This window comes from Mitsuokella jalaludinii (genome assembly GCF_928722185.1).
GTDB classification, from domain to species: domain Bacteria; phylum Bacillota; class Negativicutes; order Selenomonadales; family Selenomonadaceae; genus Mitsuokella; species Mitsuokella jalaludinii.
On sequence record NZ_CAKMXA010000001.1, the window covers coordinates 1,421,689 to 1,436,407 of the forward strand.

Here is a 14,719-nt window from a genome sequence, read left to right on the forward strand (position 1 = left end):
TCGTTTCTTAGAACTTCGTCGTGAACTTCAGATACGTGGAATAGTGCGGGGATTTCTCCAGCGAATTGCCATCTTTATCCACATTGGCACTATCCGGATTCGTATGTGCCCAGTAACGCAGCAGCGAGAGTTTGGAATGATCGCTCGTCGCATAATCCATGATCAAGCCAAACCCCTTGAAGCCAGCAGCATCAATATAATCTTTCCAACTCGAGTAGCCATCATCCATGAAGAGGTTCTGGTCGACATTGAGATACTGTCCAATGATATCCCAAGTTCCCTTCTTCTTGGCCTTGCCATAGTTCAAGCTGATCACATAGCCCTGCGTGTTCTTATCGGCACCAAAGTATTCATAGCCATAACCAATATCTGCACCGTATTTATTTTGAACCGATGCAGGTTTGTCCTTATTAGTATTCCGTACATATTCAGCCGTAATGCCGAACTTACCTACAATCGGCGTCGAACCATAGATGCCGAAGTAACGCTCTGGCTGCTGCGTGCCGACATACAGACCGGCATATGCATCCTTCGAGAAATCATGCTGATACTGAGCAAATTTCAACAGACGCGTGCGAGTTGGTGGGGCGTACCTTTTATTCGTATCATTGGCCAAGTAATCCTGAGAATCGCGACCATAGCCGAGATACAGCGCATCACGCGGCGTCATCTTGTAGTTAGCCGTAAACTGATTCACACTCGATTTAGAGAGCCAGAGGCCTTCACCAAGAGATACTTTCTGGACACCAGCCCTCACATAGACAGGGCCGAAGGAGCGACCAACATAGGAGTCGGTTAATTTGACCTTGTTCTTTTCTGAAGAGTAGCCATCCTTCGGCTCAGACGACGTTGCCTTGAATTTTAAGCCAATACCAACATCGTACGTCTTATCCACCACTGTCGTTGCTAAAATATTCGCTTCCGCCTTGATCTTACCGGTCTTATCCTCATCATACATGTAACCAGACTTTGTAGAACCCGACCACTTGATCGTCGGTGCCTCTTTCTTGGCCTTCTTCTCGCTCTTGGCTGCCTCCTGCTTTTCCTTCGCAGCAGCCAAGCTGTTCTCCAAATCGGTCAAGCGTGCCGTCAAATCATTGATCTCTGCCTGCATAGCTGCTACATCGGTATCTGCAGCAGCTGCTTCTGCCGTACCACCGTTAAAGCATACCGGCATCAGCATTGTGGCCGTAAGGCCCAAGACGATTGCTTTCTTTTGATTCTTCATCTGCAAGTCCCCCTAATGTGATTCTTGTGATTCTTCCTGATGACAGAAGGTCAAGCGCGCTGTTATGACTTATCTGACTTTTATTGTAGCAGATTGTTCCATATCAATTCCTCTTGTATTTTGCGGAAACATCACGAAAACCTATGCATTCTTGCGTTTATTTGTATTATAGGTAATTTTCTGATTACAAAAGACAGTATAAATTTTGAACGCGCTTTGATTAAATTCAGTGTACCATACCCGGCTGCCCTCCGCAATAGGCTTACTAAAGAAAATTCTAAGAATTAACAATTTATCGTAGAAACTTCTCTAGAAAATAACAACAAAGCAGCATCCGTGGGAGCAAGCGGTTTACGCACAACGAGAGCAGCGCCCCCAAAGGGACGCTGCTCTCGTTCATTTGATTCATATAGAGAGAAGTGGAATTCGCGTGTATCAGAAGTGGAATTCGACGCGGCCGAAGAGCTTCTCGGCATCCTTGCCGTTGTCGATGTTCTCGCCGTTGAAGTACTTGACGCTTGCGACGGTGTTCTTGAAGAGTGTGTAGTCCGTGCCGACTTCCCAGCCCTTCGTGCCGGCCCAGGCGCCGTCGTACGACGGATCGAGGGCTACGTTCTGGCCGAGGTAGCGGTAGGCGGCATAGGCGCCCCAGGTGCCCTTGTTCGCAGGCTCTGCGCCCTTGTAGTCGAGCTCGACCGTGCCGGCCTTCTTGTAGTCGTCGGCCTTCGTGTTCTCGGCATAGGCGCCGCCGAGGGCGACGTTCTTGTCGAACGCGTAGTGGAGGTTTGCGCTCCAGATGTCGGCATTGTCTTCATCCTGCGTGGACTTGTAGCTCTTGCCCATCGCCGTGAAGGCATCGCTGTTCAGATGATGGTAGCCAGCGCCGATGCTAAGCTTTTCCTTTCCGTACTGCAAGCCGACGCTTTGCATATTGGCCGTATCATCTTTTGCCTTAGCAGCCGCGTTGATGGAATCGTTGTTTGTATCGCCATCGAGGTCGAAGCGGCCTGCCTGCAGCGTGACCTTGAGGTCCTTGCCCGTCGTGATGGCGGCGCCGGAGATCTCATCATCGAAGAGCAGGTTGCTGTCGAGCTGCATCGGCAGCTTGCCGACCTTGATGTTGGTCGTGCCGTACTGGCCATCTGCCCAGAGGCGCTGCAGCGTCACATCCGTGTCCTGCTCATCACCATGTTTACCATTCGGGTCGGTGCTGTCCTTGGCAAGGTCCGTGGACGCATCGAGGCGGGCGTTGACATGCCAGTTCTTGTTGACCTCAGCCGACGGCTCGAGGCGCAGCAGCAGTTCATCGTCGTTGCTCTTGCTGTCAGCTTTGGATTTGTCGCGCGTGCTCGTGTAGGTGTAGCGGGCCTCGCCGTTCCATTTCACCTTGTCGGCATTGCGCTCGAGGTTGCTGACGCGGACGCCGAGGGTGTTGAGCTCATCGGAGAACTCAGCGGCGAGCTTGTCAATGAGGGCCTTGTCGGAGGCCGAGACGTCCGTCTTGGCCATGGCCTTGGCAATCATCTGTGCCATCTCATAGCGCGTGATGTTCTGGTTGCCTTTGAATGTCGAATCGCCGTAGCCCTCGATGACGCCGTCAGCCGCGAGCTGGGATACGGCATCGTATGCCCAGTGGTCAGCCGGTACATCGGAGAACGGGTTCGTTGCGGCAAATGTAGTGGATGCAGCACCAACTACGAGTGCCGTCGTCAATGCAGATACAAGAGTCTTTTTCATGATGAATTCCTCCCATCTTCCTTCTATACCATATATAGAAGGTATCGAGTGAATTGGATTGGTGGGAAGAGTGCGGGGAGCATCGCGAGTCTCCATGTTTCCTCTGAGGTCCCTGCCCCTTTCCTTTTGACACCATCATTATATTACTTGACTCAGTCAATTACAATTACACTGCTGTTAGAAGTCCATTACACTTTGGTTAGAATAGTTTACAGGCTCAACTATCACTATCATTGAGAATCCGCGCACAAAAAAGCCTTCCACTGACATTTGCCAGTGGAAGGCTTTTGATCCGCCTAGGCAGTGAATCGTCGCTATTGCAGCTTCTTATCAGAACCAGAAGTTTACGCGGCCGAACAGCAGCTCTGCATCCTGGTCGTTGTCCAGCTGCTTGCCGTTGAAGTAGTAAGCGGCAGCCGTGACATTCGTGAACGGAACGTATTCCGTGCCGACTTCCCAGCCCTTGACGTTGTTGACGCCAGCATTGAGGAACGTCTCGTACGTCGGAGCAAAGGCAACGTTCTGACCCATGTAACGGTAAGCCGTGTAAGCACCCCAGGAACCCTTGTTGGCTTTCTGTGCGCCCTTATAGTTGAGCTGGATGTTATGTGCCGTAGCATCTGCTTCAGCCTTTTCGTTCTTAGCATAAGCGCCGTAGAGGTTCCAGTTCTTGTCGAACTTGTAGCCAGCGCCAACGGACCAGATGTTGGCCTCATCCGTGTTCTTCTCGAAGCCCTTCGTCTGCGTGAAGACGTTGCTGTTGAAATGACGGTAAGCAGCGCCGCCATAGAGCTTGCCAGCCGTGCCGTTCAGAGCGATGCCCTGATAGTTGGCAGCATCGTCGTCCGTCTTACCAGCCGCATCATGAAGATTCGACTGCGTGTTTGCGCTGTTGAGATCCCAGCGGCCTGCTTCAAGCGTAGCCTTGAGGTTCTTGCCGAACGTTACCTGAGCGCCCGAGAACTGATCATCGAAGAGCATGCCAGCCGTCTCCGTGGAGAAGAACGGCATCTTGCCGAGCTTGACCTGGAAGTTCTTGTAGTCGCCCTGCGCCCAAACGCGCTTTACCGTCAGATCTGACGTCTCGTCTTTGCTCGGGTTCATGAATGCATCGATACGAGCCTTGACATGCCAGTTCTTGTTGACCTCAGCGCTCGGCTCAAGGCGGAAGTTGAGCTGATCCTTGTTTTTCTTGTCTTTCGAGCCCTTCTCGTTCTCATAGCGCTGGCTCCAGTAACGGTAACGAGCCTGGCCGTTCCACTTGACCATATCGGCATTGCGCTCGAGGTTGCTGACGCGGACGCCGAGGTTGCCCAGCTCATCGGAGAACTCTGCTGCGAGTTTGTCGATCAGGGCCTTGTCCGATGCCGAAACATCCGTTCTTGCCATAGCCTTGGCGATCATCTGAGCCATCTCATAGCGCGTGATGTTCTGCTGGCCGCGGAACGTCGTGTCGCCATAGCCCTCGATGACGCCGTCAGCTGCGAGCTGGGTTACAGCATCGTAAGCCCAATGGTCAGCCGGTACATCAGAGAACGGGTTTGCAGCTGCAAACGTCGTGCTTGCTGCGCCGACGACGAGAGCCGTCGTCAGAGCGGATACAAGAGTCTTCTTCATGAGAAACTCCTCCTTCTATATGATTAAGAAGTGATTTTCTCAAAGCCGATCCAATCGCGACGCAGAGTATCCATGTTTCCTCTAGCTGTCGCTTTTTTGAACGCGCTTTGATTAAATTCAGTGTACCATACCCGGCTGCCCTCCGCAATAGGCTTACTAAAGAAAATTCTAAGAATTAACAATTTATCGTAGAAACTTCTCTAGAAAATAACAACAAAGCAGCATCCGTGGGAGCAAGCGGTTTACGCACAACGAGAGCAGCGCCCCCAAAGGGACGCTGCTCTCGTTCATTTGATTCATATAGAGAGAAGTGGAATTCGCGTGTATCAGAAGTGGAATTCGACGCGGCCGAAGAGCTTCTCGGCATCCTTGCCGTTGTCGATGTTCTCGCCGTTGAAGTACTTGACGCTTGCGACGGTGTTCTTGAAGAGTGTGTAGTCCGTGCCGACTTCCCAGCCCTTCGTGCCGGCCCAGGCGCCGTCGTACGACGGATCGAGGGCTACGTTCTGGCCGAGGTAGCGGTAGGCGGCATAGGCGCCCCAGGTGCCCTTGTTCGCAGGCTCTGCGCCCTTGTAGTCGAGCTCGACCGTGCCGGCCTTCTTGTAGTCGTCGGCCTTCGTGTTCTCGGCATAGGCGCCGCCGAGGGCGACGTTCTTGTCGAACGCGTAGTGGAGGTTTGCGCTCCAGATGTCGGCATTGTCTTCATCCTGCGTGGACTTGTAGCTCTTGCCCATCGCCGTGAAGGCATCGCTGTTCAGATGATGGTAGCCAGCGCCGATGCTAAGCTTTTCCTTTCCGTACTGCAAGCCGACGCTTTGCATATTGGCCGTATCATCTTTTGCCTTAGCAGCCGCGTTGATGGAATCGTTGTTTGTATCGCCATCGAGGTCGAAGCGGCCTGCCTGCAGCGTGACCTTGAGGTCCTTGCCCGTCGTGATGGCGGCGCCGGAGATCTCATCATCGAAGAGCAGGTTGCTGTCGAGCTGCATCGGCAGCTTGCCGACCTTGATGTTGGTCGTGCCGTACTGGCCATCTGCCCAGAGGCGCTGCAGCGTCACATCCGTGTCCTGCTCATCACCATGTTTACCATTCGGGTCGGTGCTGTCCTTGGCAAGGTCCGTGGACGCATCGAGGCGGGCGTTGACATGCCAGTTCTTGTTGACCTCAGCCGACGGCTCGAGGCGCAGCAGCAGTTCATCGTCGTTGCTCTTGCTGTCAGCTTTGGATTTGTCGCGCGTGCTCGTGTAGGTGTAGCGGGCCTCGCCGTTCCATTTCACCTTGTCGGCATTGCGCTCGAGGTTGCTGACGCGGACGCCGAGGGTGTTGAGCTCATCGGAGAACTCAGCGGCGAGCTTGTCAATGAGGGCCTTGTCGGAGGCCGAGACGTCCGTCTTGGCCATGGCCTTGGCAATCATCTGTGCCATCTCATAGCGCGTGATGTTCTGGTTGCCTTTGAATGTCGAATCGCCGTAGCCCTCGATGACGCCGTCAGCCGCGAGCTGGGATACGGCATCGTATGCCCAGTGGTCAGCCGGTACATCGGAGAACGGGTTCGTTGCGGCAAATGTAGTGGATGCAGCACCAACTACGAGTGCCGTCGTCAATGCAGATACAAGAGTCTTTTTCATGATGAATTCCTCCCATCTTCCTTCTATACCATATATAGAAGGTATCGAGTGAATTGGATTGGTGGGAAGAGTGCGGGGAGCATCGCGAGTCTCCATGTTTCCTCTGAGGTCCCTGCCCCTTTCCTTTTGACACCATCATTATATTACTTGACTCAGTCAATTACAATTACACTGCTGTTAGAAGTCCATTACACTTTGGTTAGAATAGTTTACAGGCTCAACTATCACTATCATTGAGAATCCGCGCACAAAAAAGCCTTCCACTGACATTTGCCAGTGGAAGGCTTTTGATCCGCCTAGGCAGTGAATCGTCGCTATTGCAGCTTCTTATCAGAACCAGAAGTTTACGCGGCCGAACAGCAGCTCTGCATCCTGGTCGTTGTCCAGCTGCTTGCCGTTGAAGTAGTAAGCGGCAGCCGTGACATTCGTGAACGGAACGTATTCCGTGCCGACTTCCCAGCCCTTGACGTTGTTGACGCCAGCATTGAGGAACGTCTCGTACGTCGGAGCAAAGGCAACGTTCTGACCCATGTAACGGTAAGCCGTGTAAGCACCCCAGGAACCCTTGTTGGCTTTCTGTGCGCCCTTATAGTTGAGCTGGATGTTATGTGCCGTAGCATCTGCTTCAGCCTTTTCGTTCTTAGCATAAGCGCCGTAGAGGTTCCAGTTCTTGTCGAACTTGTAGCCAGCGCCAACGGACCAGATGTTGGCCTCATCCGTGTTCTTCTCGAAGCCCTTCGTCTGCGTGAAGACGTTGCTGTTGAAATGACGATAAGCAGCACCGCCATAGAGCTTGCCAGCCGTGCCGTTCAGAGCGATACCCTGATAGTTGGCAGCATCGTCGTCCGTCTTTCCAGCTGCATAGTTGAGGTTCGACTGCTTGTTGGCGCTGTTGAGGTTCCAACGGCCAGCCTCAGCCGTGAGCTTGAGCTGGTTGCCGAACGTGACCTGAGCACCCGAGAACTGATCATCGAAGAGCATGCCAGCCGTCTCCGTCGAGAAGAACGGCATCTTGCCGAGCTTGACCTGGAAGTTCTTGTAGTCGCCCTGTGCCCAAACGCGTTTTACCGTCAGATCCGACGTCTCGTCTTTGCTCGGATTCATGAATGCATCGATACGAGCCTTGACATGCCAATTGTTGTTGACTTCAGCGCTCGGCTCGAGGCGGAAGTTGAGCTGATCCGTGTTTTTCTTGTCTTTCGAGCCCTTCTCGTTCTCATAGCGCTGACTCCAGTAACGATAACGAGCCTGGCCGTTCCACTTGACGTTGTCGGCATTGCGCTCGAGGTTGCTGACGCGGACACCGAGGTTGTTGAGTTCATCGGAGAACTCAGCAGCGAGCTTGTCGATCAGGGCCTTGTCGGCTGCGGAGACATCGCTCTTGGCCATAGCCTTGGCGATCATCTGAGCCATCTCATAACGCGTGATGTTCTGGTTGCCGCGGAACGTCGTGTCGCCGTAGCCTTCGATGACGCCATCAGCTGCGAGCTGGGATACAGCATCATAAGCCCAATGGTCAGCCGGTACATCAGAGAACGGGTTGGCAGCAGCAAACGTCGTGCTAGCAGCGCCGACAACAAGAGCCGTCGTCAGTGCAGATACAAGAGTCTTCTTCATAAAGAACTCCTCCTTCATAAAACATTTGGTCATTCTTGGCTGATTTCACGAAGAAGGTGTTCATGAGTGTCCATGTTTCCTCAGTTCTTTTCTTTATGACCTCATCCAATTAGTTATTAGTGTAACACAATTCTGTTCAAATTACAAATTATCCCGGATATGTTTCTATCTTAGCAATCAAATCTATCCTATTAATTTTCTGCATCTTATGCGCGCAAAAAAGACCGCTCCTGAAGGAACGGTCTTTTGATTGCGAAATGTAACTTCTGCTGAAATCAGAAGAAGTAGCTTACGCGGCCAAACAGCGTGTTGGCATCGCGATCCGTTGCGAGATCCTTGCCATCGAAGTACTCGATAGCCGTGTAGACGTTCTTGAACGGAACGTAATCTGCACCGACTTCCCAGCCCTTTGTGTTCGTCTGGAACGTAAAATATGTCGGCATAAGAGCGACGTTCTCGCCGAGGTAACGGTAAGCAGCATAAGCGCCCCACGTACCCTTGTTGGCCGTCTCAGCACCCTTGTAGGAAAGCTGGATGTTGTGAGCCGTGTCATAGTTGTCGGCTTCCGTGTTCTGGGCGAAAGCACCGAAGAGATCCCAGTTGCGATCGAACTTGTAGCCAGCGCCGACGGACCAGATGTTGGCATCATCCGACTTCGACGTACCATCATTGTACTTGTCAGCAACCGTGAAAGCAGCGCTGTTGAAGTGACGGTAGGAAGCACCGAGGCGGAGCTTGTTCGGACCATAGTTGAGCTCAATGCCCTGATAGTTAGCAGCATCATCATTCTTCGCTGCATCCTTAATGTTGTCGTTTGCGTCCTCAAGATTCCAACGGCCAGCTTCGAGCGTAGCCTTCAGGTCTTTACCGAAGTTGACCTGAGCACCGGAGAAGAAGTCATCCAGTACGAGACCATCATCAGCAACGGAGTACAGCGGCATCTTGCCGAGCTTGACGTTGAAGTTGCCATACTGGCCGTCTGCATAAACATACGTCAGCTTGACATTGCCATCGTCGCCCTTGTCGCTGGAAAGATCCGTATTAGCCGTCAGACGAGCATTGACATGCCAGTTGTTGTTGACCTCAGCCGTCGGATAGAGACGGAACTGCAGCTTGTCGGCGTTGTCCTTCGTCTTCTTGCCGTTCGTATCCTCATCGCGCTTGCTCGTGTAGGTGTAACGAGCCTCGCCCGTCCACTTGACCATGTCAGCGTTGCGCTCGAGGTTGCTTACGCGAACGCCGAGGTTGTTGAGCTCATCGGAGAACTCAGCAGCGAGCTTGTCGATCAGGGCCTTGTCGGCAGCGGAGACATCGCTCTTTGCCATAGCCTTTGCGATCATCTGAGCCATCTCATAACGCGTGATGTTCTGGTTGCCGCGGAACGTCGTGTCGCCGTAGCCTTCGATGACGCCATCAGCTGCGAGCTGGGATACAGCGTCGTAAGCCCAGTGGTCAGCCGGGACATCGGAGAACGGGTTAGCAGCAGCAAACGTCGTGCTGGCAGCGCCGACGACGAGAGCCGTCGTCAGTGCGGATACGAGAGTCTTTTTCATGAAGAACTCCTCCTTTGGGATAAAACAATTATGATTCTCGTTCAAACAAGGCCAAAGAAAAAGAACCGCATGAGTGTCCAAGTTTCCTCAGGATTCCTGGCGCTCTTTGGTTCCTCATTGAACAAGATTGATTGTAGCACAGATTCCTGCCGCTGTAAAGCTGTCCTCGACGGTATACAGTCTGACAACATTTCTTCCGCACAGTTGGACAATGTCAATTCCACGACGGCAGGCATCATGCTATAATTGTAACAGGGCGCGCCCTCACTGCTCTTTCGGGCGGACGGCGCGGACCATCTTCTCGAATTTCGTGCGCGGCATCATAACGAGATGGCCGCATCCCTGGCACTTGAGCCGGAAGTCCATGCCGGTGCGCAGGACTTCCCATTCGCTTGAGCCGCACGGATGCGCTTTCTTCATGCGCACGATGTCACCGACGGCATATTGTTGTTTTTCCATCATGGTATTTGGAGGCCTCCTATGAAAATCTCGATCCTGCAGATGCCGGTCGCTTTCGCCCGGCCCGATGAAAATATCCAGACGCTGCGCCGCATGGTCGAAGCGTCCATGCGCGAGGAGCCGGATGTGCTCGTGCTGCCCGAGCTCTGGCGGCTCGGCTTCTACCCGCAGCCGATTGCCGTGCACGCGGACCTCGACGGCCAGCAGTCGCGCGCCGTGCTCGCAGAGCTCGCGCGCAAGAACGGCGTGAACATCGTCGGCGGCACGGTGGCCAACCGGCGCGAGGGCAAGGTCTACAACACGTGCTACATCTTCGACCGCACGGGCACGGAAGTCGCCTCATACGACAAGGCGCACCTCTTCACGCCGAGCGGCGAGAGCGCGGACTTCGCAGCGGGCGATAATGCCGTGACCTTCCGGCTCGACGGTGTGCTCTGCGGCATCGCCGTCTGCTATGACATGCGCTTCCCCGAGTTCATCCGCAAGCTCGCACTCGAGGACATCTCTGTCCTCTTCCTGCCCGCCGCCTGGCCCGCCAGCCGCCTGAGCCACTGGCAGATCCTCACGCGCGCCCGCGCCATCGAGAACCAGCTCTATGTCATCGCGGCCAACGAGGCCGGCACCGACGAGCAGGGCAACCACCTCGCCGGCCACTCCGCCATCCTCGACCCCTGGGGCGAGGCCATCGTCGAAGCAGGTGAAAGCGAGGCCATCCTGACCGCCCGCCTGCGCCCTGGCCTGCGCCACCACATCCGCGAGACCATCAACGTCTTCGCCGACCGCCGCCCCGAGCTCTATTGAAACACTGTTATCAAAAAGACTGTCGCAAAGCGCGGCAGTCTTTTTCTTTTCTCATATTGCGAGGTCAGATACCGGGTACTCCCCCAATGTGCGCAGCACGAGGGGGCCAGCAGTCTCACCTACCACACAGCAGCGGGGCCACGCAAAACACGCCAACTACGCTCCTGTGTAAACCAGTCGAGTCAAGAGGGAGGGGGCCTGTATTTCGCCTGCAGGAGCGCAGTGACTGCCCGCAGGGCTGGTCCCCGAATGCCAAGCAGCATCCGTCCACTATGTCAGAACGCCGCGGCAGGCGGCGAACCGCCAACGATGCGCCGCAAAGCCATGGGGACCATTCAACGGAGCGACGAAGCCGAAATACAGGCCCCCTCCTGCGCAACGAACTAAACTAGGCCCCGCGCCCTATCCATCACACGTTGAAGCGGAAGTTGACGACGTCGCCATCCTGCATGACGTAGTCCTTGCCCTCGACGCGGACCTGGCCCTTCTCGCGGGCGGCGGCGACGCTGCCGGCGGCGATGAGGTCGTCGTAGTTGACGATCTCGGCGCGGATGAAGCCGCGCTCGAAGTCCGTGTGGATCTTGCCGGCGGCTTTCGGTGCCGTCGTGCCCTTGACGATGGTCCAAGCGCGGCACTCATCCGGGCCGGCCGTCAGGAAGGTCTGGAGGCCCAGGAGGTCGAAGGCTGCCTTGATCAGGCGGTCGAGGCCGCTCTCCGTCTCGCCGAGGTCTTCGAGGAAAGCCTTGGCCTCTTCTTCGTCGAGCTCAGCGATTTCCGACTCGACTTTTGCCGAGATGGCGACGACTTCGGCGCCCTCTTTGGCCGCGTATTCCTTGACCTGCTGGACGTACGGGTTCTCGTCGTAGGCCGTGGCGACTTCATCCTCGGCGACGTTCGTGACGTAGAGCGTCGGCTTGAGCGTCAGGAGGTTCATCTCCTTGATGATCTCGAGGTCATCCTCGGAGAGGTCGACCTGGCGCGCCGGCGTTCCCTCGTCGAGCGCGGCCTTGATGCGGCGCAGGATCTCGTCCTCGACCTTTGCTTCCTTGTTGCCGGACTTCGCGATCTTGGCGAGCTTCATGATGCGCTTCTCGACGATCTCGAGGTCTGCGAGGCAGAGCTCTGTCTGGATGATGTCGATATCGCGCAGCGGGTCGATGCCGCCCTCGACATGCGTGATGTTCGGGTCGACAAAGCAGCGCACGACATGAGCGACGGCGTCGACCTGGCGGATGTGCTCGAGGAATTTATTGCCGAGGCCCTCGCCCTTGGATGCGCCCTTGACGAGACCGGCGATGTCGACGAAGCGCACGGTAGCCGGCGTCGTCTTCTTCGACTTGTAGAGCTCATGCAGGACCTTGAGGCGCGGATCCGGTACGGCGACGACGCCGACATTCGGCTCGATCGTGCAGAACGGGAAGTTTGCGGCCTCAGCGCCGGCTTTCGTGATGGCATTGAAAAGCGTGCTCTTGCCGACATTCGGCAGGCCGACAATACCAACTTCTAAGTTACTCAAAATAGATTTCTCCCTTGCGTTTGATTTGCGTGTTGATTACAGTGTGCCAAAGATGCGGTCGCCTGCATCGCCGAGCCCTGGTACGATGTAGCCCTTCTCGTTGAGCTTCTCGTCGATGGCTGCGACGTAGAGCGGCACATCTGGATGGTCGTGGTTGATGACGCGGACGCCCTCCGGCGCTGCGACGAGGCACATGAGGATGATGTGCTTCGCGCCCTTCTCCTTGAGCAGCGAGAGCGCGGCCGACGAGCTGCCGCCCGTGGCGAGCATCGGGTCGACGACGATGAGCGTGCGCTCGGCGACATCGCCCGGCAGCTTGCAGTAGTACTCGACTGGCTTCAGCGTCTTCGGGTCGCGGTACATGCCGACGTGGCCGACGCGGGCCGCCGGGATCATGTTGACGACGCCGTTGAGCATGCCGAGGCCGGCGCGCAGGATCGGCACGACGCCAACTTTCTTGCCCGCAAGCATCTTCTCCTTGCACTTGCAGATTGGCGTCTCGATCTCGACATCCTTGAGCGGGAAGTCGCGCGTGATCTCATAGGCCATGAGCATCGAGATCTCCTCGAGCAGCTCGCGGAAGTCCTTCGTACCTGTCTCTTTCATGCGCATGATCGTGAGCTTGTGCTGGATCAGCGGGTGGTCGATGACGTGGACATTCATTGGTTCAGCCATAAAAGATACCCCTTTCTACACATTACAGAGCCCCGCAGAGCGGGGCCATGTCAGATATGGTTCACATGTTATTCACAGTGCTTATTCATAGAGCGGATATTTCGCGCAGAGGGCGGCGACGCGGCGGCGTGCCTCCTCTTTCTTTTCTTCGTTCTGCGGGTCATTCAAGACGAGCGCGATGATATTGCCGACTTCGCGCATGTCGTCTTCCTTGAAGCCGCGCGTCGTCAGGGCCGGGCTGCCGAGGCGGATGCCGCTCGTGACGAACGGGGAGCGCGGCTCGAACGGGATCGTATTGCGGTTCGAGGTGATGTTGACCTCATCGAGGACGTTCTGCGCCTCTTTGCCCGTGATGTCCTTGCTCGTGAGGTCGACGAGCATCAGGTGGTTGTCCGTGCCGCCCGAGACGATGCGGAAGCCGTCCTGCTGCAGCGTCTCAGCGAGTGCCTTGGCGTTCTTGATGGTCTGCGCTGCGTACTCCTTGAACTCGGGGCGCAGTGCCTCGCCGAGGGCGACGGCCTTGGCGGCGATGACGTGCATGAGCGGTCCGCCCTGGATGCCGGGGAAGACGGCCTTGTTGAACTGCTTGCCGAATTCCGCATCCTTGCAGAGGATCATGCCGCCGCGCGGGCCGCGCAGCGTCTTGTGGGTCGTCGTCGTGACGACGTCGGCGTACGGGACCGGGCTCGGATGGAGGCCGGCGGCGACGAGGCCGGCGATGTGCGCGATGTCGACCATGAGGTAAGCGCCGACCTTATGGGCAATCTCCGCGAGGCGCGGGAAGTCGATGATGCGCGCATAGGCGGAGGCGCCGGCGACGATCAGCTTCGGCTTGCACTCTTCAGCCTGCTTCTCGAGTGCGTCGTAGTCGATGCGCTCCGTCTCCTTGTCGACACCGTACGGCACGATCTTGAAGTACTTGCCGCTCATGTTGACCGGGCTGCCGTGCGTCAGGTGACCGCCGTCCGTGAGGTTCATGCCCATGACCGTGTCACCCGGCGTCAAGAGGGAGAAGAACACAGCCATGTTGGCCTGTGCGCCGGAATGCGGCTGGACGTTGGCATAGGCTGCGCCGAAGAGCTTCTTCGCACGGTCGATGGCCAGCTGCTCGACGACGTCGACGTACTCGCAGCCGCCGTAGTAGCGCTTGCCGGGGTAGCCTTCGGCGTATTTATTCGTCAGCACGCTGCCCTGTGCTTCCATCACGGCTTTGGAGACGATGTTCTCCGACGCGATGAGCTCGAGCTTCGTGCGTTGGCGATTGAGCTCCAGGTCAATCTCTTTCGCAATTTCCGGGTCCGACTGTTTCAGGGTGTCCATCAGGCTCATGGGTTTCCTCCTATTCTGCTGCTCTTGCAGCATGCCCTATTGTGTGGATGACAGATGGCTGGGAGCTTACTGCTGCTCGATTGCCATGATCTTGTTGACACGGCGCGCATGGCGGCCGCCCTCGAACGAGCTCTCGACGAACGCGCGGACAATCTCGCCTGCCGGGCCGAAGCCGAGTACGCGGCCGCCCATCGCGAGGACGTTGGCGTTGTTGTGCTCGCGCGCCTTCTTGGCCGAGTAGACATCGTTGCAGAGGGCGCAGCGGATGCCCTTGACCTTATTGGCCGCGATTGAGATGCCGATGCCCGTGCCGCAGAGCACGATGCCGAGATCGGCCTTGCCGCTCGTCACATCTGCGCAGACTTTCTCGGCGATATCCGGGTAGTCGACAGACTCCGTGCCGAAGGTGCCGACATCCGTCACCTTGATGTCTTCGTACTCTTTCAGGACCATCTTGACTTCGTCCTTGAGTGCCACAGCGCCGTGGTCACTGCCAATCGTAATGTTCATGGATTCTCCACCTTTCTTACATGCTCTTTCTTATTCTATCACACATGCG

General features: G+C 55.9%; 12 protein-coding genes. 1 reads left to right on the forward strand and 11 read right to left on the reverse strand.

The window, feature by feature from the left end; genetic code table 11:
* Nucleotides 1–7: 7 nt before the first annotated feature.
* The 7 genes from QDI87_RS06720 to QDI87_RS06750 all read right to left on the reverse strand — a co-directional run bounded on the left by QDI87_RS06720 (nucleotide 8) and on the right by QDI87_RS06750 (nucleotide 9,842).
* A complete protein-coding gene (locus QDI87_RS06720; protein ID WP_278742599.1) occupies nucleotides 8–1,228 on the reverse strand; it encodes a hypothetical protein in 1,221 nt (406 codons plus the stop codon).
* A 435-nt stretch (nucleotides 1,229–1,663) separates the two neighbouring features.
* Nucleotides 1,664–2,965, reverse strand: coding sequence for a putative porin (locus QDI87_RS06725; protein WP_278742602.1), 1,302 nt, complete (start codon nucleotides 2,963–2,965; stop codon nucleotides 1,664–1,666).
* Between the two features lie 330 nt (nucleotides 2,966–3,295).
* Complete coding sequence (locus QDI87_RS06730; protein ID WP_278742604.1) at nucleotides 3,296–4,582, reverse strand: S-layer homology domain-containing protein; 1,287 nt, start codon at nucleotides 4,580–4,582, stop codon at nucleotides 3,296–3,298.
* 326 nt (nucleotides 4,583–4,908) lie between these two features.
* Entirely contained in the window at nucleotides 4,909–6,210 is a 1,302-nt protein-coding gene (locus tag QDI87_RS06735; RefSeq protein ID WP_278742602.1) for a putative porin, read from the reverse strand.
* Between the two features lie 330 nt (nucleotides 6,211–6,540).
* Nucleotides 6,541–7,827, reverse strand: coding sequence for an S-layer homology domain-containing protein (locus QDI87_RS06740; RefSeq protein WP_278521168.1), 1,287 nt, complete (start codon nucleotides 7,825–7,827; stop codon nucleotides 6,541–6,543).
* A gap of 275 nt (nucleotides 7,828–8,102) precedes the next feature.
* Nucleotides 8,103–9,380, reverse strand: coding sequence for an S-layer homology domain-containing protein (locus QDI87_RS06745; RefSeq protein ID WP_255240921.1), 1,278 nt, complete (start codon nucleotides 9,378–9,380; stop codon nucleotides 8,103–8,105).
* A 264-nt stretch (nucleotides 9,381–9,644) separates the two neighbouring features.
* Nucleotides 9,645–9,842: a DUF951 domain-containing protein gene (locus QDI87_RS06750; RefSeq protein WP_036378672.1), complete on the reverse strand. Its 198-nt coding sequence runs from the start codon at nucleotides 9,840–9,842 to the stop codon at nucleotides 9,645–9,647.
* 18 nt (nucleotides 9,843–9,860) lie between these two features.
* Here QDI87_RS06750 and QDI87_RS06755 point away from each other — a divergent pair, with 18 nt between their 5' ends.
* A complete protein-coding gene (locus tag QDI87_RS06755) occupies nucleotides 9,861–10,640 on the forward strand; it encodes a carbon-nitrogen family hydrolase (RefSeq protein ID WP_278742607.1) in 780 nt (259 codons plus the stop codon).
* Between the two features lie 409 nt (nucleotides 10,641–11,049).
* On the opposite strand, the gene ychF is transcribed toward QDI87_RS06755, so the two are convergent.
* The 4 genes from ychF to rpiB all read right to left on the reverse strand — a co-directional run bounded on the left by ychF (nucleotide 11,050) and on the right by rpiB (nucleotide 14,670).
* Nucleotides 11,050–12,156 carry a redox-regulated ATPase YchF gene (gene ychF / locus QDI87_RS06760; RefSeq protein WP_036378670.1) on the reverse strand — a complete coding sequence of 369 codons (1,107 nt, stop codon included), beginning with the start codon at nucleotides 12,154–12,156 and terminating at the stop codon, nucleotides 11,050–11,052.
* A 36-nt stretch (nucleotides 12,157–12,192) separates the two neighbouring features.
* A complete protein-coding gene (gene upp / locus QDI87_RS06765) occupies nucleotides 12,193–12,819 on the reverse strand; it encodes a uracil phosphoribosyltransferase (protein ID WP_155948159.1) in 627 nt (208 codons plus the stop codon).
* 93 nt (nucleotides 12,820–12,912) lie between these two features.
* A complete protein-coding gene (gene glyA, locus QDI87_RS06770) occupies nucleotides 12,913–14,160 on the reverse strand; it encodes a serine hydroxymethyltransferase (RefSeq protein WP_036378666.1) in 1,248 nt (415 codons plus the stop codon).
* A 66-nt stretch (nucleotides 14,161–14,226) separates the two neighbouring features.
* Nucleotides 14,227–14,670 carry a ribose 5-phosphate isomerase B gene (rpiB, locus tag QDI87_RS06775; RefSeq protein WP_036378665.1) on the reverse strand — a complete coding sequence of 148 codons (444 nt, stop codon included), beginning with the start codon at nucleotides 14,668–14,670 and terminating at the stop codon, nucleotides 14,227–14,229.
* Nucleotides 14,671–14,719: the final 49 nt, after the last annotated feature.